The sequence below is a fragment of the Serinicoccus kebangsaanensis genome (assembly GCF_008919445.1).
In the GTDB taxonomy this organism is placed as follows: Bacteria; Actinomycetota; Actinomycetes; order Actinomycetales; family Dermatophilaceae; genus Ornithinicoccus; species Ornithinicoccus kebangsaanensis.
This window is the reverse complement of record NZ_VSLG01000003.1, coordinates 153,646-177,303: the sequence shown is the minus strand read 5'-3', so window position 1 is coordinate 177,303 and position 23,658 is coordinate 153,646. Positions and strand designations below refer to the sequence as shown.

24 protein-coding genes are annotated in these 23,658 nt (G+C 71.7%); 15 read left to right on the top strand and 9 right to left on the bottom strand.

Going from position 1 to position 23,658, the window contains the following annotated elements:
* Positions 1–4 precede the first annotated feature (4 nt).
* On the bottom strand, positions 5–970 hold the full coding sequence (locus FXF60_RS04790) for a TIGR01777 family oxidoreductase (protein WP_151524125.1): 966 nt from the start codon (positions 968–970) through the stop codon (positions 5–7).
* A 7-nt stretch (positions 971–977) separates the two neighbouring features.
* Entirely contained in the window at positions 978–2,957 is a 1,980-nt protein-coding gene (gene sucB / locus FXF60_RS04785; RefSeq protein ID WP_151524124.1) for a 2-oxoglutarate dehydrogenase, E2 component, dihydrolipoamide succinyltransferase, read from the bottom strand.
* A gap of 189 nt (positions 2,958–3,146) precedes the next feature.
* Here sucB and FXF60_RS16455 point away from each other — a divergent pair, with 189 nt between their 5' ends.
* On the top strand, positions 3,147–3,323 hold the full coding sequence (locus tag FXF60_RS16455) for a DUF5302 domain-containing protein (protein ID WP_192796596.1): 177 nt from the start codon (positions 3,147–3,149) through the stop codon (positions 3,321–3,323).
* Positions 3,324–3,404: 81 nt separating this feature from the next.
* Here FXF60_RS16455 and FXF60_RS04780 read toward each other — a convergent pair whose 3' ends face one another.
* On the bottom strand, positions 3,405–4,919 hold the full coding sequence (locus tag FXF60_RS04780; protein ID WP_151524123.1) for a leucyl aminopeptidase: 1,515 nt from the start codon (positions 4,917–4,919) through the stop codon (positions 3,405–3,407).
* A gap of 81 nt (positions 4,920–5,000) precedes the next feature.
* Here FXF60_RS04780 and gcvT point away from each other — a divergent pair, with 81 nt between their 5' ends.
* Positions 5,001–6,113 carry a glycine cleavage system aminomethyltransferase GcvT gene (gene gcvT, locus FXF60_RS04775; RefSeq protein ID WP_151524122.1) on the top strand — a complete coding sequence of 371 codons (1,113 nt, stop codon included), beginning with the start codon at positions 5,001–5,003 and terminating at the stop codon, positions 6,111–6,113.
* Between the two features lie 29 nt (positions 6,114–6,142).
* On the opposite strand, the gene FXF60_RS04770 is transcribed toward gcvT, so the two are convergent.
* The 3 genes from FXF60_RS04770 to FXF60_RS04765 all read right to left on the bottom strand — a co-directional run bounded on the left by FXF60_RS04770 (position 6,143) and on the right by FXF60_RS04765 (position 7,576).
* Positions 6,143–6,700 (bottom strand): bifunctional adenosylcobinamide kinase/adenosylcobinamide-phosphate guanylyltransferase, encoded by a 558-nt coding sequence (locus FXF60_RS04770; protein WP_151524121.1) that lies wholly within the window; start codon positions 6,698–6,700, stop codon positions 6,143–6,145.
* A gap of 92 nt (positions 6,701–6,792) precedes the next feature.
* Positions 6,793–6,930 (bottom strand): hypothetical protein, encoded by a 138-nt coding sequence (locus FXF60_RS16450; protein ID WP_192796595.1) that lies wholly within the window; start codon positions 6,928–6,930, stop codon positions 6,793–6,795.
* Between the two features lie 52 nt (positions 6,931–6,982).
* Positions 6,983–7,576 carry a DUF3043 domain-containing protein gene (locus tag FXF60_RS04765; RefSeq protein WP_238335729.1) on the bottom strand — a complete coding sequence of 198 codons (594 nt, stop codon included), beginning with the start codon at positions 7,574–7,576 and terminating at the stop codon, positions 6,983–6,985.
* A gap of 49 nt (positions 7,577–7,625) precedes the next feature.
* Between FXF60_RS04765 and FXF60_RS04760 the strand changes: the two genes are divergently transcribed.
* The 9 genes from FXF60_RS04760 (at position 7,626) to FXF60_RS04720 (ending at position 16,607) form a co-directional block, all read left to right on the top strand.
* Positions 7,626–9,014, top strand: a complete 1,389-nt coding sequence (locus FXF60_RS04760) for a dipeptidase (protein ID WP_151524119.1) — start codon at positions 7,626–7,628, stop codon at positions 9,012–9,014.
* A complete protein-coding gene (locus tag FXF60_RS04755) occupies positions 9,004–9,978 on the top strand; it encodes a glutathione S-transferase family protein (RefSeq protein ID WP_202879562.1) in 975 nt (324 codons plus the stop codon). Before FXF60_RS04760 ends, FXF60_RS04755 begins: the two co-directional genes overlap by 11 nt.
* Before the next feature lie 54 nt (positions 9,979–10,032).
* On the top strand, positions 10,033–11,172 hold the full coding sequence (gene trpS, locus FXF60_RS04750; RefSeq protein WP_151524118.1) for a tryptophan--tRNA ligase: 1,140 nt from the start codon (positions 10,033–10,035) through the stop codon (positions 11,170–11,172).
* A gap of 8 nt (positions 11,173–11,180) precedes the next feature.
* Entirely contained in the window at positions 11,181–12,284 is a 1,104-nt protein-coding gene (locus tag FXF60_RS04745; protein WP_151524117.1) for a glycerate kinase, read from the top strand.
* Between the two features lie 85 nt (positions 12,285–12,369).
* Positions 12,370–12,720 carry an iron-sulfur cluster insertion protein ErpA gene (gene erpA, locus FXF60_RS04740; protein ID WP_151524116.1) on the top strand — a complete coding sequence of 117 codons (351 nt, stop codon included), beginning with the start codon at positions 12,370–12,372 and terminating at the stop codon, positions 12,718–12,720.
* On the top strand, positions 12,699–13,487 hold the full coding sequence (gene aat / locus FXF60_RS04735; RefSeq protein ID WP_238335708.1) for a leucyl/phenylalanyl-tRNA--protein transferase: 789 nt from the start codon (positions 12,699–12,701) through the stop codon (positions 13,485–13,487). Before erpA ends, aat begins: the two co-directional genes overlap by 22 nt.
* 53 nt (positions 13,488–13,540) lie before the next feature.
* Positions 13,541–14,431: an aa3-type cytochrome oxidase subunit II gene (gene ctaC / locus FXF60_RS04730; protein ID WP_151524115.1), complete on the top strand. Its 891-nt coding sequence runs from the start codon at positions 13,541–13,543 to the stop codon at positions 14,429–14,431.
* On the top strand, positions 14,431–16,206 hold the full coding sequence (ctaD, locus tag FXF60_RS04725; RefSeq protein ID WP_151524114.1) for an aa3-type cytochrome oxidase subunit I: 1,776 nt from the start codon (positions 14,431–14,433) through the stop codon (positions 16,204–16,206). The genes ctaC and ctaD overlap by 1 nt, the downstream gene beginning before the upstream one ends.
* Complete coding sequence (locus FXF60_RS04720; protein WP_151524113.1) at positions 16,206–16,607, top strand: cytochrome c oxidase subunit 4; 402 nt, start codon at positions 16,206–16,208, stop codon at positions 16,605–16,607. Before ctaD ends, FXF60_RS04720 begins: the two co-directional genes overlap by 1 nt.
* Before the next feature lie 10 nt (positions 16,608–16,617).
* Here the strand turns inward: FXF60_RS04720 and FXF60_RS04715 are convergent, their stop codons facing one another.
* Genes FXF60_RS04715 through FXF60_RS04705 form a run of 3 tightly spaced genes read right to left on the bottom strand, consistent with a single transcriptional unit; the run spans position 16,618 to position 19,112 of the window.
* Complete coding sequence (locus FXF60_RS04715) at positions 16,618–17,589, bottom strand: quinone oxidoreductase family protein (protein ID WP_151524112.1); 972 nt, start codon at positions 17,587–17,589, stop codon at positions 16,618–16,620.
* A gap of 24 nt (positions 17,590–17,613) precedes the next feature.
* On the bottom strand, positions 17,614–18,696 hold the full coding sequence (gene trpD, locus FXF60_RS04710) for an anthranilate phosphoribosyltransferase (RefSeq protein ID WP_238335707.1): 1,083 nt from the start codon (positions 18,694–18,696) through the stop codon (positions 17,614–17,616).
* Complete coding sequence (locus tag FXF60_RS04705) at positions 18,693–19,112, bottom strand: response regulator transcription factor (RefSeq protein ID WP_151524110.1); 420 nt, start codon at positions 19,110–19,112, stop codon at positions 18,693–18,695. The genes trpD and FXF60_RS04705 overlap by 4 nt, the downstream gene beginning before the upstream one ends.
* Positions 19,113–19,237: 125 nt before the next feature.
* On the opposite strand from FXF60_RS04705, the gene ctaE reads away from it, so the two are divergent.
* The 4 genes from ctaE (at position 19,238) to qcrB (ending at position 23,634) form a co-directional block, all read left to right on the top strand.
* Positions 19,238–19,873, top strand: a complete 636-nt coding sequence (ctaE, locus tag FXF60_RS04700) for an aa3-type cytochrome oxidase subunit III (RefSeq protein ID WP_437440848.1) — start codon at positions 19,238–19,240, stop codon at positions 19,871–19,873.
* Positions 19,874–19,926: 53 nt separating this feature from the next.
* Entirely contained in the window at positions 19,927–20,730 is an 804-nt protein-coding gene (qcrC, locus tag FXF60_RS04695; RefSeq protein WP_151524108.1) for a cytochrome bc1 complex diheme cytochrome c subunit, read from the top strand.
* Between the two features lie 64 nt (positions 20,731–20,794).
* The gene (gene qcrA / locus FXF60_RS04690; protein WP_367889956.1) at positions 20,795–21,829 is read left to right on the top strand and encodes a cytochrome bc1 complex Rieske iron-sulfur subunit; all 1,035 of its coding nucleotides are present in this window, start codon (positions 20,795–20,797) and stop codon (positions 21,827–21,829) included.
* Positions 21,826–23,634 (top strand): cytochrome bc1 complex cytochrome b subunit, encoded by a 1,809-nt coding sequence (gene qcrB / locus FXF60_RS04685; protein WP_151524106.1) that lies wholly within the window; start codon positions 21,826–21,828, stop codon positions 23,632–23,634. Before qcrA ends, qcrB begins: the two co-directional genes overlap by 4 nt.
* Positions 23,635–23,658 lie beyond the last annotated feature (24 nt).

The window sequence follows — 23,658 nt, the reverse complement described above, 5'->3', positions numbered from 1 at the left end:
CCGCTCAGCGGCGCGAGTCCTCCACCACCCAGGCCGCCGCGCGGTCCAGGTCGGCGTGCGCGAAGTCGAAGCCTGCGTCCGCCAGCACGTCGGGCACGGCCCGGGTCGAGGCGAGGATCTCCTGCGACATCTCGCCCAGCACGACCCGGAGGGCGATGCCCGGTGCGGGGAGCACGGCGGGCCGCCGCAGGGTGCGCGCCAGGGCGCGGGTGACCTCGAGCTGGGTCGCCGGTGCGGGGCCGACGAGGTTCACCGGGCCGGTGACCTCGCGGTGGTCGAGGAGGAACAGCAGCGCGCGCACGTGGTCGTGCAGGGTGATCCAGGGCCACCAGGCGCCCCCTCCCGCGAGCGGCCCTGCCAGACCGAGCCGGACCAGCGGCAGCAGCCGGCCGAGCGCACCGCCGTCCGCGCTGAGGACGATGCCGGTGCGCACGTGCGCCACCGGCACTCCCGCGTCCTGCGCGGGGGAGGTGCTGTCCTCCCACTGCTGGCAGAGCCGGGCCAGGAAACCCTCGCCGGCGGCGCTGTCCTCGGTGAGGACCTCGTCGGCGCGGTCGCCGTAGTAGCCGACGGCCGAGCCGGAGACGAGCCGTGGCACCGGAGCCCCGGGATCACCCGCGGTCAGCTCGGCCAGGGCCTGGGCGATGGTGCCGGTCCCGTCGATCCGGGACGAGACGAGCACCTGCTTGCGCTCCTCGGTCCATCGCTCGTCCCCGATGCCGGCTCCCGCCAGGTGCACCACGCCGCTGACGTCGGCCAGCACGCCGGGGTCCAGCGTGGAGCCGGGGTCCCAGGTGACCTCGCGCACGCCGTCGGGGAGGTCGGCGGCCGGGTGCGGATCGCGGCGCACCAGGTGCAGTGCCTGGTCGCCGCGGTCCCGCACCGCCTGGCTGAGCGCGGACCCGATCAGGCCGCTGGAGCCGGTGATCGCGACGGTGCGCGGGCCAGAGCTGTCGGCAGGCTCGGTCATCGGCGGCTCAGACCTCGAACTTCCCGTCCTCCAGGCGCTCCTTCATGGTGGCCAGGAAGCGGGCGGCGTCCGCACCGTCGACGACACGGTGGTCGTAGCTGATCGCGAGGTAGACCATGTCCCGGATCGCGATCGTCTCCATGCCGTCCTCGTCGACGATGACCACCGGGCGCTTCACCACCGCACCGGTGCCGAGGATGCCGACGTTCGGCTGGTTGATGATCGGGGTGTCGAACAGCGCCCCGCGGGAGCCGGTGTTGGTGAGCGTGAAGGTGCCGCCGGACAGCTCGTCCGGCGTGACCTTGTTGTCCCGCGTGCGCTCGGCCAGATCGGCGATCTTGCGGGCCAGCCCGGCGATGTTGAGGTCACCGGCGTCCTTGATGACCGGCACCAGCAGGCCCCGGGGGGTGTCGACGGCGACCCCCAGGTGCTCGGCCGCGTGGTAGACGATCGAGTCCTCCTCGACGCTGGCGTTGACGATCGGGTGCTCCTTGAGCGCCTCGATCGCGGCCATCGCGAAGAACGGCATGAAGGACAGCTTGGTGCCCTCGCGGCGGAGGAACTCGTCCTTGGCCCGCTTGCGCAGCCGGGAGATCTTCGTGACGTCGACCTCGACGACGGTGGTGAGCTGGGCGCTGGTCTGCAGCGACTCCACCATCCGCGAGGCGATGACCTTGCGCAGGCGCGACATCTTCTCCGTCGTGCCACGCTTGGCCTCGCTCTCCGGGCTCGGCGCCGGGGCACCGGAGGCGGGCGAGGCGGCAGGTGCCGACGTCTCCTGGGCGGCCGGCTCGGGCTGCGACTCCGACGTCTTGGCCTGGGCGGCGTCCAGCACGTCCTGCTTGCGGATGCGGCCTCCGACACCGGTGCCCTTGAGCGAGCTCAGGTCGATGTCGTGCTGCGCCGCCAGCTTGCGCACCAACGGGGTGACGTAGGCGCTGACGTCCTGACCGGCGCCGGCCGAGGAGGTCTCCGACCTCTGCTCGACGTCGCGCACACCGTCGCCATCCGCGTCCTTGTGCGAGGTCGTGCCGTTGTCGCCGGAGCGTGTGCCGACACCCACGGCCACGCCGGAGTCGTCGGCCTCGGCCGACCCGGAGCCGGCCTCCGCCGACTCCTTCGCCGCCTCCTCGTGCTTGTCCTGCTCCTCGGCCAGGTCGCCGGAGGACCCCTCGTCCTCGGTGGCCTGCTCGTCCTCGGCCGGCTGGTCCTCGGCCGGCTGGTCCTCGGCCGGCTCGTCGTCGGCCTCGTCGGCCGGCTCGCTCGAGCCCTCGTCGTCCGTGCCGCCACCGGAGGCCTCGCCGCCGATGACCGCCAGCTCCCCGCCGACCTCGACGGTCTCGTCCTCACCAGCGATGATCGAGGTCAGCACGCCCGCCACCGGCGAGGGGATCTCGGTGTCGACCTTGTCGGTCGAGACCTCGAGCAGCGGCTCGTCCACCTCCACCGAGTCGCCCTCGGACTTCAGCCAGCGGGTGACGGTGCCCTCGGTCACCGACTCGCCCAGCGCCGGCATCGTGACGGTCTCGCCGCCGGAGCCGCCCCCGGACGATCCCGAGGCGCTGTCCGACCCGGACTGCTGCGACCCCTCGTCGCCGGACTCGTCCCCGGAGCCGGAGTCCTCGGACGTGTCCTCCTCCGGCGCCTGCTCCGCGTCGTCCTCCGACGCCTGCGCGTCGTCCGCAGGCGCCTCCTCCGCGTCGTCCCCGGACTGCTCGTCGCCCCCCGACCCCTCGGAGCCACCGCCGTCACCGTCGCCGACGACGCACAGGTCGGCCCCGACCTCGACGGTCTCGTCCTCCTCGGCGAGGATCTCCTGCAGGACGCCCGCGACGGGGGAGGGGATCTCGGTGTCGACCTTGTCGGTCGAGACTTCGAGCAGCGGCTCGTCGACCTCGACGGTGTCGCCGACGCTCTTCAACCAACGGGTGACGGTGCCTTCGGTGACGGACTCACCGAGGGCGGGCATCGATACGCGTTCCGACATCTCTGTTGACACTCTCCTCGTCCGGGGTTCTGCAGTCTACGGGTGTTGCTGCCGCTGGGTCAGGCACTGGTGCCACCCAGGGGTCCGGTCCACGATCCATCCTGCCACCTGCGGGAAACTGGTGGCGGAGGACCGGCCCACGTGTCAGGGTGGTCGGGTCATGTCCGGCGAGAGTGAGGAGGTGGCCCGATGAGCAACGATCCGGTCACGGACGACGTCAAGGCCAAGTTCCGTGAGGCGCTGGCCAAGAAGCAGGCGCATGGCGGGACGGATGTCTCGGACCACTCCGAGCACGGCAAGGTCGCGCACGAGCGCGACGCCAAGACCTCGGGAGCCCAGCAGATGTTCCGCCGCAAGAGCGGCTGACGTCGACCGGCAGACGGATGCGAGGGGCACCACCGCGATGCGCGGCGGTGCCCCTCGTGCGTGTCCGGGTCGGGTTGATCCTCAGTCCGCGTAGGAGCGCGCCAGGGCGACCAGCGAGCGCACCCCGGCACCGGTGCCGCCCTTGGGGTAGTAGCCCCAGGCGGCCTTCTCGTTGAAGGCCGGGCCGGCGATGTCCAGGTGGGCCCAGGGGATCTGGGTCTCCTCACCGTCCTGGTGCCCGACGAACTCCTTGAGGAAGGTCGCCGCGACCATCGCTCCGGCCGAGCGCTCCCCGGTGTGCTTGAGGTCGGCGACGGGACTGTCCAGGGTCGGGCGGATCTCCTCCGGCAACGGCAGGGCCCACGCGGTGTCCCCGGCCTGGGTGCCCAGGTCGACCAGGGAGTCGCGCAGCGCGTCGTCGTTGCCCATGACGCCGATGGTCCGCTCGCCGAGGGCGATGATGCAGGCCCCGGTCAGCGTGGCGACGTCGACGATGGCGTCCGGCTGCTGCTCGCTCGCGAGCGCCAGACCGTCCGCCATGACCAGCCGGCCCTCGGCGTCGGTGTTGATGATCTCGACCGTGCGGCCGCCACGCATGGTGACGACGTCACCGGGACGCTGCGCGAGGTCGCCGGTCATGTTCTCCGCGAGGCACAGGTATGCCGTCACCTGGACGGGGAGTCCGAGCTCGGCGACGGCCAGGGTGGCCGCGGCGCAGGCGGCTGCGCCACCCATGTCCATCTTCATGGTCACCATCGAGGCCCCGGGCTTGAGGCACAGCCCACCGGAGTCGAAGGTGATGCCCTTGCCGACGAGCGCCAGGTGGCGGCTCGCCCCCGCCGGGGCGTAGCGCAGCATCACCAGTCGCGGTCCTCGCGCCGATCCCTGCCCGACACCGATGATGCCGCCGCACCCCTCCTCGACCAGCCGCTCCGGCTCCCAGACCTCGACCTCCACGCCCGCCTCCTGGGCCCGGGCGACGACGTCGTCGGCGAAAGACTCGGGGTAGAGCAGGTTGGGCGGGGTGTTGACCAGGTCACGGGCATAGGCGACCCCGCTGACCAGCGCCGAGACCTCTGCGACGGCGGCCGTGCCCTCCTCGCCGCTCAGGCCGGCGACGGTGACGGACCCCAGCGGCGCCTTGGCCGAGTCGGCCTTGCCGATGCCGTGCTGGTCGACGTAGCTGTAGGCGCCCAGGACGGCACCCTCGGCCACCGCCATCGCCTGCTCCCGACCCTGCTGACCGAGCGCGAACACGGCGGAGCCCCGGCCGGCCAGGGCGCGCGCAGCGACCCCCGCCGCGCGGCGGAGCTGCTCGGTCCGCGGGGCGGGGCCGCTCCCGGAGACGCCGACGACCAGGACCAGGGGGGCGGCCACGCCGTCGACCCCGGTCATCCGGGTCAGCTCGTCCGCGCCACCCTCGGCGCCCAGCGTGGCCAGGGAGCCGGCGAGCGCGCTCGCGGTGTCGTCCGGGAGCCCGTGGCCGTCCAGCAGGACGAGGGCGCCGTCGCGTTTCACCGCCCCGATCACGAGGGCCTCGACCTCGGCTCCCGCCGGGTCGTCGGTGCTGAAGGTGAGGGGTGTGCGTGCTCCCATGGAGAGTCCTTGTCGCTCGGAGGGAAGGGCCTGTTCCCCACCGAGGGTAGGCCACGTGGGCAGGCACTAGGGTGTGCGCACATGAGCGGTTCTGCGACGAAGACGTCCCCCCTCCACGACAAGCACGTCGGGCTCGGGGCCAAGCTGGCCGACTTCAGCGGCTGGTCGATGCCCATCGAGTATCCCGGGGGAGGTGTGGTCGCCGAGCACACGGCGGTCCGGGAACGGGTCGGCCTCTTCGACGTCTCGCACCTCGGCAACGCGCTCGTCAGCGGGCCGGGGGCGAAGGACTTCCTCAACCGCTGCCTGACCAACGACCTGGAGCGGATCGAGCCGGGCAAGGCGCAGTACACCCTGTGCTGCGACCAGGACGGTGGGGTGGTCGACGACATGATCGCCTACCTCCGGTCCGACGACGAGGTGTTCCTCATCCCGAACGCCGCCAACACCGCCCGCGTCGTCGAGCTGCTCCAGGCCTCGGACCACCGGCCGGAGGGGGTGCGGGTCGAGAACCAGCACCACGACTACGCCATCCTCGCCCTGCAGGGGCCGCTCGTCGACCAGGTCATGGAGGAGCTGGACCTGCCGACGGGCCACGACTACATGAGCTTCGTGCCCGCGCAGTGGCAGGGCGCGGAGGTCACGGTGTGCCGCACGGGCTACACCGGGGAGCGCGGCTACGAGCTGGTCTGCGCCAGCGACGCCGCCCCTGCGCTGTGGGACGCGCTCATGACGGCGATGGGGGCCCACGAGGGGCTCGCCTGCGGCCTCGGCGCCAGGGACACGCTGCGGACCGAGATGGGGTATGCCCTGCACGGCAACGAGCTCTCCGACGAGATCACCCCGGTGATGGCACGCACCGGCTGGGCCGTCGGCTGGGGCAAGGAGGAGTTCTGGGGCAAGGAGGCGCTCACCGCCCAGAAGGAGGCCAAGGAGAGCCGTCTGGCCGGCGGGCTGGTGGTGACCGGCCGCGGGATCCCCCGGGCCGGCTGCCGGGTGGTCGACGGTGCGGGTCAGGAGGTCGGCGTGGTCACCTCGGGCACGTTCAGCCCCACCCGCAAGCAGGGGATCGCGCTGGCGCTGCTGGACCGCGGGACGGACCAGGGCAGTGAGCTCACCGTCGAGGTGCGCGGCCGGGAGATCCCGGTGCAGGTCAGCAAGCCGCCGTTCGTCGAGGGCGGCGCGGCCGGCTGACCCGGCGCGGGCCGGTCGGCGGCACCTGCTCAGCCGGCCCCGACGGGGCTGGACCCGGACAGGTCGAGCACCCGACCCCCGAGCACCAGGTGGACCTGGTCGCAGGCCGCCGACAGCCGCCTGTTGGCGTGGCCCAGCAGCGTGGCCAGCAGCAGGTCCGCGGGGTCGTCGGCCACGCCCGCGACCGGTGCCTCCTCGCTGACCAGCACCACGTCGTAGGGCAGTGCGCGCAGCGCGACGACGGCCTCGTCGAGCATCGGCTCGAGCAGCAGGGTCGCCGCCCGTGGGTCGTCCCACAGCTCGTGGTCGTCGACCACGGACCACAACCAGTCGGCCACGCTGTCCAGGAGCACGGGGTGCCGGGCGGCCAGCAGCGACATGCTGAGGTTCCCGGTGGGGTGCTCGCTCCACCCCGACGGGCGCTCGCCCGGCTCGCTGCCGACCCGCTGGCGGAACTCGGCGATGCCGGGAGGCAGCGGGCGGGTCCTGGGCGTCAGGCAGGTCACCTTCGGGTGCCGGCGCAGGAGGGACTCGGCGTGCCGGGTGCTACCGCTTCCGGCGCTTCCCAGGACCAAGGTGGACGTCATCGCGGGCCGGCACTCCTCGGGCTCGTGAGGGCAAGGGGACTGACGCGGTCAGCATACAAACGCTCGCGCGTGCCCGGCCCCCGGCCCACCGGTCAGCGACGCCCGCCGAGGATGCTGCCCAGGACGTCGCCGAGGATCCCGCCCGAGGCGCCGTCGGCGAGGGCGTCCTGGTGCTGGCCGAGTGCCGACAGCAGGGACTGCGCGCCTGCCTGTCCTCGACCAGAGGGCAACGACGGACCTGGTGGCCTGCCGAGCGCGGGGTCGGCCGCCGGGGCGCGCCGCTCAGCGTCGCTGCAGCGTGTCCCCGCGGGACACGGCCGGACGGGGGATCCGGCTGCCGCGCATCTGGAAGGCGCGCAGGACGACATACCAGGCGGACCCTCGACCGGGCTCGTGCCCGAAGGCCTCGGTGAAGCGCTTCTTGGTCCGCCGCCACAGCAACCAGCAGTCGAGGACGCCCCCGAGCATGAGGACGTAGGCGAGGAGGAAGGTGCCGCCGCGGGTCCAGGCGAAGGGCAGCAGCGACACGGCGAGGACGAGGATCATGGCGGGCAGCAGCACCTCGCCGACGTTCCACCGGACGTCGACGGCGTCGCGCAGGTAGCGGCGTTCGGGGCCCTTGTCGCGCGCCGGGAGGTATTTCTCGTCGCCCCGGAGCATCGCCTCGCGCATCCGCGCCCGCTCGCTGCGTGCCTTGGCCTTCTGCTCCGCCGACATCGTCTTCTTGTCGACGACCAGGGGCCGCCGGTTGGCGCGCTCGGCGTCCCGACGCTTCGGGGTGGGTCGGCCCTTGCCGACGGTCCGGGCAGGGTCGACCGGCTGCTGGACCGCCTCGAGGTTGGTCTCGGTCAGCTCGCTCGACCTCTTCCCGAACATCACCCTAGGCAGTGTAGGCGTTGCCCGGCCGGTGACTACCCTCTGGTCCATGCCGCACGACACCGACGCCGACGCCGTTCGCACCACCGACCTCGCCGCCCGGGTGCGGCAGCTGATGCCGGGGGTGCGGTCCGACCTGGAGGCCCTCACCCGGATCCCGTCGGTCTCCCTGGACTCCTTCGACCAGCAGCACGTCGAGGACAGCGCGCAGGCGACCGCCGAGCTGCTGCGCGCCGAGGGCCTGCAGGTGCGGGTCGTGCGTGAGGGTGGCCGCCCCGCGGTGATCGGGCACCGTCCCGGGCCGGAGGGTGCCCCCACGGTCCTCCTCTACGCGCACCACGACGTGCAGCCCCCCGGTGACGACCAGGACTGGGACACCCCCGTGTTCGAGCCGACCCAGGTGGGCGACCGGCTGTATGCGCGGGGCGTCGCGGACGACAAGGCCGGGATCATGGCGCACGTCGCGGCGCTGCGGGCGCACGGTGGAGCTCCCCCGGTCGGGGTCACCGTCTTCGTCGAGGGCGAGGAGGAGGTGGGGTCCGACTCGTTGCCGGCGATCCTGGATGAGCACGGTGAGTCGCTGCGCTGCGACGCGATCGTGCTGGCCGACTCGCACAACTGGAAGATCGGGGTCCCCGCGCTGACGACGACCCTGCGCGGCATGGTGCGGGTGGTCGTCGAGGTGCGGGTGCTGGAGCACGGGCTGCACAGCGGCCTCTACGGCGGCGCGGTCCCGGACGGGTTGACCGCGCTGTGCCGGTTGCTGGCCACGCTGCACGACGACGCCGGCGACGTGGCGGTGCCCGGGCTGCGCACCTCGGAGGCGGCGGACCTGGACTTCACCGAGGAGGACCTGCGGGCCGACGCGGGACTGCCGGACGGGGTCCGGCCGATCGGCACCGGGTCGTTGCTCTCCCGCCTGTGGACCCGCCCGTCGATGACCGTCATCGGGATCGACGCCCCCTCGGTGGACACGGCCGCCAACCTGCTCACCCCGGTCGGGCGGGCCAAGCTGTCCATGCGGCTGCACCCCGAGGAGGACCCCGCCGTGGCGGCGCAGGCCCTGCGCAGCCACCTGGAGCAGCACGCGCCGTGGGGCTGCGCGGTGGACGTCGAGGTGGTCGACGACGGGGCCGGCTTCGCGGCGGACGCGCGTGGTCCGGTCTACGACGCCGCACGCTCGGCCTTCCGGGACGCCTGGGGCGGGGTGGACGCCGTGGACATCGGTGTCGGGGGATCCATTCCCTTCGTCGCGGCCTTCGCCGAGCGCTTCCCGGACGCGGCGATCCTGGTGACCGGTGTCGAGGACCCGGACACCCGCGCGCACGCCGCCAACGAGAGCCTGCACCTGGGGGAGTTCGAGCGGGTCTGCCTGGCCGAGGCCCTTCTGCTGGAACGACTGGCCCGCACCGGGCATGATGGGAGCCATGATGGGTGAAACTTCAACTACATCCGACGGCACCTCCAGCGGCAGCTACGTCAACACCGGCGGAAGCTTCGAGCGCAAGACCCGCTACATCCCGGAGCGAATCACGCAGGACGGCCGCGACGGCTTCCCCGTGGAGCCGGGCCGCTACCGGCTGATCGTGTCCCGGGCGTGCCCCTGGGCGCACCGGATGATCCTGACCCGGCAGCTCCTCGGGCTGCAGGACGTGATCGGTATGGGCGTGGCCGGCCCGGTGCACGACGCCGACTCGTGGACCTTCGACCTGGACCCGGGCGAGGTCGACCCGGTGCTGGGCATACCCAGGCTCAAGGACGCCTACGACGCGCGCCCCGAGGGGTACCCCGAGTCCGGGGTCACCGTCCCCGCCTTCGTCGACACGACCACCGGTCGGGTCGTGACCAACGACTTCCACCAGATGGTGAAGGACCTCGTGACCGAGTGGGGCGAGCACCACCGCCCCGACGCTCCCGACCTGTGGCCGGAGCACCTGCGGGACGAGATCGAGGAGGTGTCCGACCTCGTCTACCGGGACGTCAACAACGGGGTCTACCGCTGCGGTTTCGCCGGGAGCCAGGAGGCCTACGAGGAGGCCTACGAGCAGCTCTTCGCCCGGCTGGACTGGCTGTCTGACCGGCTGGAGGGTCGGCGCTACCTCGTCGGGGACCAGCTGACCCTGGCCGACGTCCGGCTGTGGCCGACGCTGGTGCGCTTCGACGCGGCCTACCACGGCCACTTCAAGTGCAACCGGCACAAGCTGACCGAGCTGCCGGTGCTCTGGGCCTACGCCCGGGACCTGTGGCAGACGTGGGACTTCGGTGCCACCACGGACCTGGACCAGGTCAAGGCGCACTACTACGCGACCCACCGCGACATCAACCCGACCGGGGTCATCCCTGCCGGACCGGACACCAGCGGGTGGACGACGCCGCACGGGCGCGAGGCGCTGCAGCGCTAGCGGGCGGCATCCCGGCGCCGGACCGGAGCGGCCCGCTGGATACCATCGGGCCTCGTGACCTCAACCCCGCACCAGAACCAGCCGCCCGCCGGCGAGGGGGCGGACGCGCTCGCCGACTCCACGTCCGAGGCGTCGCTGGGGCGCAGCGTCGCCCGGAGCGAGCAGATCGCGGCCGACCTCGACGTGCACCCCGGCCGCTACCGCATGCTCACCGGCGACCGCCCGACCGGGCACCTGCACCTCGGTCACTACTTCGGGAGCCTGCGCAACCGGGTCGCGCTCCAGGACAAGGGCGTCGACACCTGGGTCCTCATCGCGGACTACCAGGTCATCACCGACCGGGACGGCGTCGGGTCGCTGGGCGAACGCGTGCAGTCGCTGCTCACCGACTACCTCGCCGTGGGGATCGACCCGTCCCGCACCACCATCTTCGCCCACTCGCAGGTGCCGGCGCTGAACCAGCTGATGCTGCCCTTCCTGTCCCTGGTCACGGATGCCGAGCTGCGGCGCAACCCCACGGTGAAGGCCGAGCAGGACGCCACCGGCGGCCGCCCGATGACCGGGCTGATGCTCACCTACCCCGTCCACCAGGCTGCCGACATCCTCTTCTGCAAGGCCAACGTCGTCCCGGTGGGCAAGGACCAGCTGCCGCACCTGGAGCAGACGCGGGTCGTGGCGAGGCGGTTCGACGAGCGCTACGGCCGGGCGGGGGACGGGAGCGCCCCGGTCTTCCCGGCGCCGGACGCCCTGCTCTCCGAGGTCCCCAACCTGCTGGGCACCGACGGGCAGAAGATGAGCAAGTCCCGGGGCAACGTCATCGAGCTGCGGATGAGCGCCGACGACACGGCCAGGGCGATCAAGAGGGCGGTCACCGACGCCGACCGGCAGATCACCTACGACCCGCAGCAGCGGCCCGAGGTGTCGAACCTGCTGCTGCTCGCCTCGCTCACCACCGGGCGCCGGCCCGAGGAGGTGGCCGAGGAGATCGGCTCCGCCGGCTCCGGCGCGCTGAAGTCGCTGGTCACCGAGGCGGTCAACGAGCACCTGGCCCCGCTGCGCGCCCGGCGCGCCGAGCTGGAGGCCGACCCGGGCGAGCTGCGGCGGGTGCTGGCCGCCGGCAACGCGCACGCGGACGAGGTGGCGCGCGCCACGCTGGACGAGGTGCGCGAGGCCATGCAGATGGTCTACGCCTGAGCGACGGTATGCCCTCCGCCGCACGCGTCGTCGTCGTCGCCGACCGGTCCGGGGACCGGCTGCCGGCGGGGACCCAGGACCAGGTCGCGCGGGGCTGGTCGACCACCGCACCGCACGTGGCGGTGGAGCCGCACCTGTCGCACGACGGCGGGCCCGGGTTCGCGGCCGTCGTCGCGGAGCGGGCCACGGCGACCGGCGCGCCGGCCACCACGCACCCGGTCCTCGTGCCGGGACCGAGCGGGCCCGAGGTCCCTGCGGCGATCACGCTCGTGCGCGCGGACCGGGGGACGACGGCATACCTCGACGCGGCGCAGGTGGCAGGTCGCCACCTCGTGGACGAGGCGAGGCTGGCCGACCCGGCCGGGCTGAGCAGCGCGGGGGTGGGGGAGCTGCTGCTGCGCGCGACCGAGCTCGGCGCGCAGCGGATCGTCGTCGGGGTCGGCCCGGCCGCGAGCCACGACGGCGGCGTGGGCCTCCTGGCCGCGCTGGGCGCCGGAGCCGACCTGAGCCGTCTCGCCGAGGTGCGGCGGGACTGGACCGACGTCGAGCTGGTGCTCGCGACCACCACGGAGGCCTCCCTGCTGGGCTTCCACGGGGCCAGCGCCTCCCTGGGTGAGCACGGCGTGGCCCCTGAGGTCACGCAACGCCTCGAGACCGAGCTGGGCGGGCTGAGCGACCGCGTCAACGCCGTCCTCCCGCCGCCGCGGGACCTGCTCACCGGGCTGCCGCGACGACCCGAGCGCTCGCCCGGCTCCGGGACGGGCGGGGGCGTCGGCTACGCGCTGCAGCTGCTGGGTGCGCGGACCGACACCGGTGCCCGGCTGCTGCTGGACGAGTTCGGGGTGCGGCCGCGGCTCGTGGGTGCCCTGGTGGTGCTGGTCACCGACGTCTACGACTACACCACGGTGCACGACGGCGTGGTCGCCGACACCGCGCGGGCGGCGGCCGAGGTCGCCGCCCCGACGCTGGTGCTCGCCCGCGAGGTGGCCGTCGGGCGGCGGGAGGGGATGTCGCTCGGCGTCAGCGGGTCCTACGCCGCGCGGGGGGAGGAGGACCTCGGCGCGCTGGCCGCCCGGGTCGCCCGCACCTGGACGCCGGGCACCCGGTCGTGACGTACCCTGGTGAGGACGGGAACAGGACCGGCCCCGGCCGACGTTCCCCGTGCACGACTTCCCTTCAGGAGAGGACCTGCGGCGCATGACCGAGACCCAGACGACCCAGGCGCACGGCGTCACCCTGACCGACCTCGCCGCCGGCAAGGTGAAGAGCCTGCTCGAGCAGGAGGGCCGCGACGACCTGCGGCTGCGCATCGGGGTCCAGCCCGGCGGTTGCTCCGGGCTGATCTACCAGCTGTACTTCGACGAGCGCACCCTCGACGGCGACCTGGTCGCGGAGTTCGACGGGGTCGAGGTCGTCGTGGACCGGATGAGCGCCCCCTACCTCGACGGGGCCTCCATCGACTTCGCCGACACGATCGAGAAGCAGGGCTTCACCATCGACAACCCCAACGCGGGCAGTTCCTGCGCGTGCGGGGACAGCTTCAGCTGATCCCGCGAGACCGCCAGGGCGGCGAGCCCGTCCTCGCGGAGCAGGAGGCGCGCGCGCCCGGACCCGTAGAACCGCCCCCGACCGTCTGGGAGCTCACGACGGCGGGGGCGGAGCCGGGTGAGGACCTCATCGGCATCGGTGCCGACCTCGAGCCCGGCACCATCCTCGCGGCCTACCGCGCCGGGATCTTCCCCATGGGGCTGGGGGAGGGCGGCTCGGAGCCGATCGGCTGGTGGTCGCCGGATCCACGGGGCGTGCTGCTGCCCGGTCAGTTCCGCCTCAGCCGCTCGGCGCGTCGCGCGATGCGGCACTGGAGCCTCACCGTGGATCGTGCCTTCGACGCGGTGGTCGCCGGGTGCGCGGACCCCGACCGGGAGGGCGGCTGGATCACCTCCGAGATCGCCCTGGCCTACCGGCGGCTGCACGACCTGGGGTGGGCCCACTCGGTGGAGGTCTGGAGCGACGAGGAGCTGGTCGGCGGGGTGTACGGCCTGGCGCTGGGTCGCCTCTTCGCCGGTGAGTCGATGTTCCACCGCGTGCCGGGCGCGTCCAAGGCCGCGCTGTCCGGGCTGGTGGACCTGCTCTCCGAGGACGGTCGACCCTGGGTCCTGGACGCGCAGTGGCAGACGCCCCACCTGGCCTCGCTCGGCGTGCAGGCTCTCGACCGCGAGACCTACCTGGGTCTGGTCCGCGAAACGTGCGGTGAGGAGCCACCCCGCCGGTGGCGCGGCATACCCCCCGGGGCAGCGGCCCGCGGGGGACGATGAGGGTAGAGTGTTCACCGTGATGCCCGTCCGTCCCAGCAGCAAGAGGTGGATCTGTGCAACGGCGTGAGGAGAGGGGGGCCCAGACCCTGCCCCTGCCCCGCAGGATCGGGGCGGCGGTCGCCGCCGGGGCGGGCGTCGTGGCCCTGTCCGGCTGCGGCGAGTCGTTGACCCGGGGCTACCTGCCCGAGCCGGCCACCGAGGTGGGCGCCGACGTCGTCGGCTTCTGGAACGCCACCTGGATCGCCGCGCTGGCCGTCGGTGTCGTCGTGTGGTTCCTCATCCTCTGGGCGGTCTTCGCCTACCGGCGCCGCAGCGAGGACGAGGTGCCGGTGCAGTTCCGCTACCACGTGCCCTTCGAGATCCTCTACACCGTCGTGCCGATCTTCATGGTCGCCGCGATGTTCGGGCAGACGGTGAACCTGCAGAACGCCATGCTCGACACCGAGCCCGAGCCGGACGTCGTCGTGAACGTGGTCGGCAAGAAGTGGAGCTGGGACTTCAACTACGTCGAGGAGCAGGTCTTCGTCTCCGGCGAGCAGGCGGGGGACCTCAACGACGGGCAGGAGGGGGTCCCCGACACGTTGCCGACGCTGGTGCTGCCGGTGGACAGCCGCGTCGAGTTCGTGCTGACCTCGCGCGACGTCATCCACTCGTTCTGGGTGGTGAACTTCCTGCAGAAGATGGACATGGTGCCCGGACGGGTCAACATCTTCCAGGTGACGACCACCGAGGAGGGCACCTTCGCCGGCAAGTGCGCCGAGCTGTGCGGCGCCTACCACTCCGAGATGCTGTTCCAGGTCGAGGTGGTGTCCCAGGAGGAGTACGACACCTTCATCGCCGACCTGGAGGAGTCGGGCAACACCGGCCAGCTGGGTCCCGACCTCGACCTCTACGAGCTGCAGCCGGACCAGCAGGACAAGCTGCCCGAGGGAGTGGAGAACTGATGGCCATCACCACGGAGCGCACGGCCGCCACCGGGACACCGGTGCAGCCCATGCCGGAGCGCAGCTCCTTCGTCCGCAACGCGGTGCGGGTGCTCACCACGACCGACCACAAGGTGATCGGCAACCTCTACTTCGTCGCCACCATGGGGTGGTTCATCCTCGGCGGGCTGATGGCCCTGGTCATCCGCGCCGAGCTCTTCGTCCCCGGCCTGCAGGTCGTGGACAACCCCGAGATCTACAACCAGATGTTCACCATGCACGGCACGGTGATGCTGCTGATGTTCGCGACCCCGCTCTTCGCCGGCTTCGCCAACGCCCTGGTGCCGCTGCAGATCGGGTCGCCCGACGTCGCCTTCCCGCGGCTGAACATGCTGGCGTTCTGGATGTTCCTCTTCGGCAGCCTCATCGCGGTCGGCGGGTTCCTCACGCCGAGCGGCGCCGCGAGCTTCGGCTGGTTCGCCTACCAGCCGCTCGCGGGGCCGACGCACAGCCCGGGCCTCGGCGGCGACCTGTGGGTCGTGGGTCTGGCCGTCAGCGGTTTCGCGACGATCTTCGGCGCCGTCAACTTCATCACCACCATCGTCTGCATGCGCGCCCCCGGCATGACGATGTTCCGGGTCCCGATCTTCACCTGGACGGTGCTGGTCACCTCGATCCTCGTGCTGGTCGCGTTCCCCGTCCTCGCGGCCGCGTTCTTCGGGATGGCGACCGACCGCATCTTCGGCTGGCACATCTACGACCCCGAGCACGGTGGGGCGATGCTGTGGCAGCACCTCTTCTGGTTCTTCGGCCACCCCGAGGTCTACATCATCGCGCTGCCGTTCTTCGGCATCATCTCCGAGGTCATCCCGGTCTTCTCCCGCAAGCCGCTGTTCGGCTACAAGACGCTGGTGATGGCGACCATGGCGATCGCCGCCCTCTCCGTCACGGTGTGGGCGCACCACATGTATGCCACCGGGGCGGTGCTGCTCGAGTTCTTCGCGATCATGACCATGCTCATCGCGGTGCCGACCGGGGTGAAGTTCTTCAACTGGATCGGGACCATGTGGAAGGGCTCGATCAAGATGGACACGCCCATGCTGTGGGCCGTGGGCTTCCTGGTCACCTTCCTCTTCGGCGGCCTCACCGGGATCATCCTGGCCAGCCCGGCACTGGACTTCCACGTCTCGGACACCTACTTCGTGGTGGCGCACTTCCACTACGTCGTCTTCGGGACCGTGGTCTTCGCGATGTTCGCCGGCTACTACTTCTGGTGGCCCAAGCTCACCGGCCACATGCTCGACGAGAAGTGGGGCAAGGTCCACTTCTGGATGCTGTTCGTGGGCTTCCACGGGACCTTCCTCATCCAGCACTGGCTGGGCGTGAAGGTCATGCCGCGGCGCTACGCCGACTACCTCCCCGAGGACGGCATCACCTGGATGAACCAGCTGTCCACCATCTCCTCCTTCCTGCTCGCGGCCTCGATGCTGCCGTTCTTCTACGCCGTCTGGAAGAGCTTCCGCACGCCCAAGGTCACGAGCAACGACCCGTGGGGCTGGGGGATGTCACTGGAGTGGGCGACCTCCTGCCCGCCGCCGCGGCACAACTTCGACTCGCTGCCGCGGATCCGCTCCGAGCGGGCCGCCTTCGACCTGTACCACCCGGAGATCGGCACGCTGGAGTCGCCCGAGCCGGACAAGGGCGTCGCCGAGAAGCTGCTCGGAGGTCCGGACACCGACCCGGACGGCCGGGTCGGGACCGACTCCGGCGGCTACACCGGGAAGGAGCGCGGCTGATGCGCACCGAGGTCAAGATTTTCGGATACCTCGTCCCGTTCTTCGCCCTGGCGACCGGGCTGTACGCCTACTTCACCGAGCCGCGGGAGTGGGTCGGCATCGTCGGCCTGCTGCTGACGACGATCTTCTCGGCGTTCATCGCGTTCTACCTCTGGATCACCGGCCGCAAGACCGACCGCCGGCCCGAGGACGACCTCGAGGGCGAGATCGCCGACCTCTCTGGTGACTACGGCCACTTCGCGCCCTACTCGTGGTGGCCGCTCTGGCTGGGTCTGTCGATCGCCGCCGTCGCCCTCGGTCTCGCCGTGGGATGGTGGCTGCTGATCTGCGCCGCGCCCTTCCTCGTGATCTCGATCCTCGGGTGGACCTTCGAGTTCTTCCGGGGCGAGAAGGCGGTCTGACGCAGCACCCTCACGGCACCAGGACGAGCTTGCCGGTGGTGCCGCCACCCTCGAGGTCCTCGTGCGCCTGCCGCGCCTGTGCGAGCGGGTAGCGACCCGAGATCCGCACGTCGAGGTCGCCGGCGGCCACGAGGTGCAGGACGTCGTCGGCGCGAGCCGTCAGCTCGGCACGGTCCGCCACGTAGTGCGCCAGCGTCGGGCGGGTGAGGAACAGCGAGCCCTGCTGGTTGAGCAGCTGCGGGTCGAGGGGAGGCACCGGGCCGCTGGCCGCACCGAAGAGCACCATCATCCCGCGTGGCCGGAGCAGCTCCAGGCCAGCCGCGAAGGTGTCCTTGCCGACGCCGTCGTAGACGACGTGCACCCCCTCCCCGTCGGTGAGCTCCCGCACCCGGTCGACCAGGTCCGCGTCGCGGTAGAGCACCACCTCGTCGGCACCGGCCTCCTCGGCAAGGGTCGCCTTCTGCGGCGAGCCGACGGTGCCGATGACGCGCACCCCTGCGCGGTGCAGCAGCTGCGTCAGCAGCAGGCCGACCCCTCCGGCGGCGGCGGTGACCAGGGCGGTATGCCCCGGTGCGGCGGGGAAGGTGGTCCGGGCCAGGTAGTGCGCCGTCAGGCCCTGCAGCATCACGGCGGCGGCGGTCTCCAGCTCCACCTCGGCCGGCACGTGCACCAGCCGGTCCGTGTCGACCACCGCCTGGTCGGTGTAGCCGGTGCCAGGGGCCATCGCCCAGGCCACCCGGTCCCCGACCGACACCCCGGAGGTGTCCTCGCCCAGGGCGCGGACGACGCCCGCCCCCTCGCTGCCCAGCACGAAGGGTGTGGGCAGCGGGTAGGCGCCGCTGCGCTGGTAGATGTCGATGAAGTTGACGCCGCCTGCGGAGACGTCGACGAGGGCCTGCCCCGGTCCGGGCTCGGGCGTGGGGCGCTCCACGAGGGTGAGGGCCTCCGGCCCGCCGGTCTGTTCCACGATGATCGCGCGCATGGTGGCGACGCTACCGTGCGGGTCTCAGCTGCTGGCGCTGACCCAGTGCTCGACGACCCGCGCCGCCCCGCCGTCGTCGAGCGCGTCCGCGGCGCGAGCCATGCCGTCGAGCACGGCCTCGCGCAGCTGGCCCTCGGACCGGGGGTGGGCGCCGGACTCGCCGGCGGCGACGAGCGCCAGGGCGGTGCCGGCATTCATGAGCACGGCGTCGCGGACCGGGCCCCGCTCACCGGCGAAGAGGCGGCGGGCGACATCGGCGTTGTGCCCCGCGTCGCCTCCGCGGAGCGCCTCGAGCGGGTGCGGCTCCAGCCCCAGGTCCTGCGGTGCCAGCGACCACCGGTGCACGGCTCCGTGCTCGTCGGCCCACCACAGGCTGCTGGTCGTCGCCGTGGTGACCTCGTCCAGACCGTCGTCGCCCCGGAAGACCACCGCCTGCGTCCCGCGGCGGGCGAAGACCTCGGCCATCAACGGGGCCATCCGGGCGTCCGCGCAGCCGACCGCGGCATACCTCGGCTGGGCCGGGTTGGTGAGCGGGCCGAGGAAGTTGAAGGCCGTGCCGATGCCGAGCTCACGCCGGACCGCGCCGGCGTGCCGCATGGCGGGGTGGAAGGTCAGGGCGAAGCAGAAGGTGATGCCGGTCTCCTCGACCACCTCCTGGACCCGCTCGGGGCTGAGGTCCAGGCGCACGCCGAGGGCCTCCAGCATGTCGGCGGACCCCGAGCGGCTGGAGGCGGCCCGGTTGCCGTGCTTGACCACGGTGGCGCCGGCCGCCGCCATGACGACGGCCGACATGGTGGAGATGTTGACGGTCATCGCCCGGTCCCCACCGGTCCCGACGATGTCGGCGGTCGGGCCGTCCACGTGGAAGCGGTGCGCGTGCTGCAGCATCATCGCGGCCAGGCCGGCCATCTCCTGCGCGGTCTCCCCCTTGCCCCGCAGCGCCATGAGGAACCCGCCGAGCTGGGCGTCGCTGGCCGCCCCGGACATGACCTGGTCCATCGCCCAGGCCGCGACCTCCGACGACAGGTCGTCCCCCCGGGTCAGGGCGGTGAGGACATCGGGCCAACTCACCGGCGCCGCGCCCGCCTGCGCGGCGACGTCGGTCACCGGCGGGCCAGATCCGCGATCGCGGCGGTCAGGCGCGCCTCGTCGAGCGGCCGGGCCAGCACCGCGTCGGCCTGGGACCAGGCGGCCAGCCATCCGTCGCCCGGACGCCCGGTGAGCACCAGGACCGGGGGGCAGTCGAAGAGCTCGTTCTTGAGCTGACGGCAGACCCCCATCCCGCCGTAGGGCTGGGACTCGCCGTCCAGGACGAGCAGGTCGTAGTCGCCGCTGGCCGCCTCCAGCAGCGTGACCTCCGGCGTGGCGCACTCCATCCAGCGCTCGACGACGACGTCGTCCGCCGGTCGCTCGCCGACGCCGACCCGGACCGCGTCCCGCACGCTGCGGTCGTTGCTGTAGAGCAGGATCGAGACGGAGGTGGTGGCGCCCGTGGGGGTCGAGGGGGCCGCAGCAGAACTCATGCGCCCGATCCTACCGACGCGGTGGCGGTCGGAGAAAGCATGCCGGACGGGTCGGCGGGGTGGGCGCGCGACCGCACCCCAAGTTCGCCTAAGATGAGGATGTGGCGACGACTCCTTCAGCAACCCTGAGCGATGCTGACCGGTTCCATGCGACGGCGCACGGACCGGCCACGCGGCCCAACATGGTCGCCGTGGGCACCATGGTCTGGCTGGGGAGCGAGATCATGTTCTTCGCCGGGCTGTTCGCGATGTACTTCACCATCCGCTCGGTCTCGCCCGACATGTGGGCCGATCGCACGGAATACCTCGACATCACCTTCGCCTCGATCAACACGATGATCCTGGTCATCTCCTCGGTGTGGTGCCAGCTCGGCGTGTGGCAGGCCGAGCGTGGCATCCCGCACCGCACCGGAAGCCTGCTCAACGTCAAGAGCTGGGGCATGCGCGAGTGGTACGTCCTCACCTATCTCTTCGGCGCCACCTTCATCGCCGGCCAGGTCTGGGAGTACGCCACCCTCACCAGTGAAGGGCTGACCCCGACAGCGGACTCCTACGGCTCGGTCTTCTACATCACCACCGGCTTCCACGGCCTGCACGTGACCGGCGGTCTGCTCGCCTTCCTGCTCATCATCGGCCGGAGCTTCACCGCGAAGCGCTACACCCATGCCCAGGCCACGGGTGCGGTCGTGACCTCGTACTACTGGCACTTCGTCGACGTCGTCTGGATCGCGCTGTTCGCCGTGATCTACCTGGTCGGGTGACCCCCGTGCCGACCCACCCCGATCCCGCCCCCGCACCCCGGAAGGACCGCCGCGTGAGTTTCCTCGCCGCCCGCCGCCGCAGCCCCCTGGCGCTGCTGGTGCTGATCCTGCTGGGGCTGGCCTTCACCGGCACCGCCTACGCCGCGCTGCAGCCGACCGCGTCGCCGGGGACCTCCAGCGCGTCCGCGTCGGCGGACGAGATCGCGGAGGGCCGGGAGCTCTTCCTCGGCAACTGCGCCACCTGCCACGGCGCGAACGGCGAGGGCAACGGCAACGACGGCCCGTCGCTGCACGGGGTCGGGGCCGCCTCGGTCGACTTCCAGGTGGCCACCGGGCGGATGCCGCTGCCGGCGCCGGGGGTGCAGGCCGAGCGGAACATCTCGCAGGTGAAGTTCTCGGAGGAGCAGATCGAGGCGCTCGCCGCCTACGTGGACTCCCTGGCACCGGGGCCGGACGTGCCCGAGGAGCAGTGGCTGGACTACGCCGAGGGTGACGTCGACAACGGTGGTGCCGTCTACCGCACCAACTGCGCCATGTGCCACAACTCGTCGGGGACGGGTGGCGCCCTGACGCGGGGCAAGTACGCCCCCACCCTGATGGGGGTCGACGAGCAGCACATCTACGAGGCCATGCTGACCGGCCCCCAGTCGATGCCGGTCTTCAACGACCAGAACATCACCCCGGAGGAGAAGCGCGACGTGATCGCCTTCCTCAAGAGCATCGAGGAGGGCGGGAACGACCACGGCGGGCACACGCTGGGCAGCTTCGGCCCGGCCGGGGACGCGTTGTTCGCCTGGACCCTCGGGGTCCTGGCGTTCATCGCTGCTGCCGTGTGGCTCGGACGGAAGGCGGCCTGAGATGACGACACCGCACCACGACGACTCGAACGCCCCCGCCACTCGGGGGGATGCGACGCCCGCTGTGACTGAGCGCTTCGAGAACCCGGGCATGCCCCCGCACGTGCCGCGGCGGGCCGACGAGGACCCGCGCGCCGCCCGGCGCGCGGAGTTCCAGGTCGTCGCCCTGTTCACGATCTCGGCGCTGGCGTCGATCGGGTTCGTCGTCGCCTACTACGCGATCGACCGCGACCTCAAGGGCTACCTGCTGGGCATCGGGGAGGTCAACCTCTTCCACGTCGCTCTCGGCGTCACCATGGGGCTGTCCCTGCTGTGCATCGGGCTGGGCGCCATCCACTGGGCCAAGACGCTCATGCCGGACGAGGAGGTCGTCGAGGAGAGGCACCCTCAGTCCTCGGGTGAGGACGACCGGCAGGCCGTCGGTCAGACGCTCTCGCACGGGTGGCGCAGCTCGCAGCTCAACCGCCGCGCCGCCCTGCTCGGCTCCGCCGGTGGCGCGCTGGGCCTGTTCGCCCTCCCGCTCGTCCTCCCGGTGGTGGCCGGCCTGGGGCCGCGGCCACGGCAGGAGCTCTACACCACCCACTGGGAGGAGGGGACGCTGCTGCGGATCGACCCCTCGGGGGCGGCCATCCGTGCCGCGGACGTCACCCAGGGGTCGGTCTTCCACGTCATGCCCGACGGGTGGGTCGGGCACGAGGCCATCGAGGAGCACGGTGCCGAGGAGGCGATGATCTCCAAGGCGAAGGACCAGATCATCCTGGTCAAGCTCGACCCGGCCACGATCCGGAGCCAGAAGCAGCGGGAGTGGGGCTACGAGGGCATCGTGGCCTACTCCAAGGTCTGCACCCACGTCGGCTGCCCGGTGGCCCTCTACGAGCAGCAGACGCACCACCTGCTCTGTCCGTGCCACCAGTCCACCTTCGACATGACCGACGACTGCAAGGTGATCTTCGGCCCGGCCAAGCGCGCGCTGCCGCAGCTGCCGATCACCGTCGACGCCGAGGGCTACATCGTGGCCGCGGGCGGGTTCCGCGAGCCGGTCGGACCGAGCTTCTGGGAGCGGAACCGCCCCGGGCTGTTGGGAGATGATCAGTCATGACGACGCACGTACCCCAGGGTGCGGACCACCTGCGGTCCGATGACACCGGGCCGGAGCGCCCGGTCAGCCAGACCGACCAGTCCAGTCCTGACGCCAAGTTCCCCGGCGCCCTCGTCTGGGCCGACGAGCGGGTCGGCGCGGCCAAGGGTCTGCGCTTCGCGCTGAAGAAGGTCTTCCCCGACCACTGGAGCTTCCTGCTGGGCGAGATCGCGATGTACTCGATGATCATCGCGCTGATCACCGGGACGTTCCTCACCCTCTGGTTCGTCCCGAGCATGGGCCACGTCACCTACGACGGGGCCTACGTCCCGCTCAAGGGCGTGGGGATGTCCGAGGCCTATGCCTCCACCCTGGACATCAGCTTCGAGGTCAAGGGCGGCCTGCTCATCCGGCAGCTGCACCACTGGTCGGCGCTGTTCTTCATCGTCGGCATCGCCCTGCACGCGGCCCGGGTCTTCTTCACCGGGGCCTTCCGCAAGCCGCGCGAGATCAACTGGGTGATCGGCGTCGTCCTGTCCCTCCTGGCCGCCATCGAGGGCTTCGCCGGCTACTCGCTCCCCGACGACCTGCTGTCGGGCACCGGCATCCGGGCGATGAACGGCTTCATGATGTCGGCCCCGGTGATCGGCACCTGGATGACCTTCTTCGTCTTCGGCGGAGAATTCCCCGGCGAGTCGATCATCCCGCGTCTCTACATCGCGCACGTGCTGCTGCTGCCGGCGATCATCGTCGGGCTGTTCGTGCTGCACCTCGCCCTGGTGGTCATCCACAAGCACACGCAGTACCCCGGCCCGGGTCGCACGAACGACAACGTCGTGGGCTTCCCGATCATGCCGGTCTACGCGGCGAAGGCGGGCGGGTTCTTCTTCGTCGTCTTCGGCATCACCGCACTGGTGTCGGCCCTGGTGCAGATCAACGGGGTGTGGGTCTACGGACCCTACGACCCGACCCAGGTGACGGCCGGCAGCCAACCGGACTTCTACATGTGGTTCTCCGACGGAGCGCTCCGACTGCTGCCCGGGTGGCTGGAGTTCACGCTCTTCGACACGGTGTGGAGCTTCAACATCTTCCTCGGGTCGCTGGTCCTGCTACCCCTGGTGTGGATGGTGCTGGGCGCCTACCCGTTCATCGAGGCGTGGATCACCGGGGACAAGCGGGAGCACCACATCCTGCAGCGTCCCCGCAACGCCCCGACGCGGACCGCGATCGGCCTGGCGGCGATCTCGATGTACCTCGTGCTCGCGCTCGCCTGCGTCAACGACATCCTGGCCATCAAGCTCGGGCTGTCGATCAACGACCTCACCATCCTCTTCCGCACCCTGTTCTTCGTGCTGCCGGTGCTGGTGTTCTTCATGGCCAAGCGCGTCTGCCTCTCGCTGCAGCGGCACGACCGGGAGCGGGTCCTGCACGGCAACGAGACCGGGCGCATCGTCCGCACCCCGGAGGGCCGCTTCTTCGAGTCGCACGAGCCGCTGGACGAGTACGAGCGCTGGGCGCTGGTCGACTACGAGACGCCCACCCCCACCGGGCTGACCCAGGGGCCGGAGGTCGACCGGCGCGGGGTGGCGCGACGTCGCAGCCCCCTGTCCGGGCTGCGCGACCGGCTGTCCTCCTTCTTCTACACGGACACAGTGTCGGCGGTCACGCCCGCCGAGCTGGCGGCAGCGCACCACCACGGCGAGCACGACGCGTTGGAGGAGGCGTCCTCACCGCAGCTCGGGGTGCCGGTCAACGACAGCATCGGTGACGACGACTTCAGCGACCCGCACGGTTCGGCCGTGCACGCGCCGCCCCGCCATCACTGACGCCGACCCGACCGAGCAGCGCCC

Coding starts and splice junctions, on each gene's coding strand:
- erpA (WP_151524116.1), top strand. CDS start 12,370: ATGACCGAGACCCAGACGACCCAGGCGCACGGCGTCACCCTGACCGAC.
- FXF60_RS04765 (WP_238335729.1), bottom strand. CDS start 7,576: ATGTTCGGGAAGAGGTCGAGCGAGCTGACCGAGACCAACCTCGAGGCG.
- FXF60_RS04760 (WP_151524119.1), top strand. CDS start 7,626: ATGCCGCACGACACCGACGCCGACGCCGTTCGCACCACCGACCTCGCC.
- FXF60_RS04780 (WP_151524123.1), bottom strand. CDS start 4,919: ATGGGAGCACGCACACCCCTCACCTTCAGCACCGACGACCCGGCGGGA.
- FXF60_RS04770 (WP_151524121.1), bottom strand. CDS start 6,700: ATGACGTCCACCTTGGTCCTGGGAAGCGCCGGAAGCGGTAGCACCCGG.
- FXF60_RS04715 (WP_151524112.1), bottom strand. CDS start 17,589: ATGCGCGCGATCATCGTGGAACAGACCGGCGGGCCGGAGGCCCTCACC.
- qcrB (WP_151524106.1), top strand. CDS start 21,826: ATGACGACGCACGTACCCCAGGGTGCGGACCACCTGCGGTCCGATGAC.
- FXF60_RS04720 (WP_151524113.1), top strand. CDS start 16,206: ATGCGCACCGAGGTCAAGATTTTCGGATACCTCGTCCCGTTCTTCGCC.
- sucB (WP_151524124.1), bottom strand. CDS start 2,957: ATGTCGGAACGCGTATCGATGCCCGCCCTCGGTGAGTCCGTCACCGAA.
- FXF60_RS04755 (WP_202879562.1), top strand. CDS start 9,004: ATGATGGGTGAAACTTCAACTACATCCGACGGCACCTCCAGCGGCAGC.
- gcvT (WP_151524122.1), top strand. CDS start 5,001: ATGAGCGGTTCTGCGACGAAGACGTCCCCCCTCCACGACAAGCACGTC.
- FXF60_RS04790 (WP_151524125.1), bottom strand. CDS start 970: ATGACCGAGCCTGCCGACAGCTCTGGCCCGCGCACCGTCGCGATCACC.
- FXF60_RS16455 (WP_192796596.1), top strand. CDS start 3,147: ATGAGCAACGATCCGGTCACGGACGACGTCAAGGCCAAGTTCCGTGAG.
- FXF60_RS04745 (WP_151524117.1), top strand. CDS start 11,181: ATGCCCTCCGCCGCACGCGTCGTCGTCGTCGCCGACCGGTCCGGGGAC.
- ctaD (WP_151524114.1), top strand. CDS start 14,431: ATGGCCATCACCACGGAGCGCACGGCCGCCACCGGGACACCGGTGCAG.
- FXF60_RS04705 (WP_151524110.1), bottom strand. CDS start 19,112: ATGAGTTCTGCTGCGGCCCCCTCGACCCCCACGGGCGCCACCACCTCC.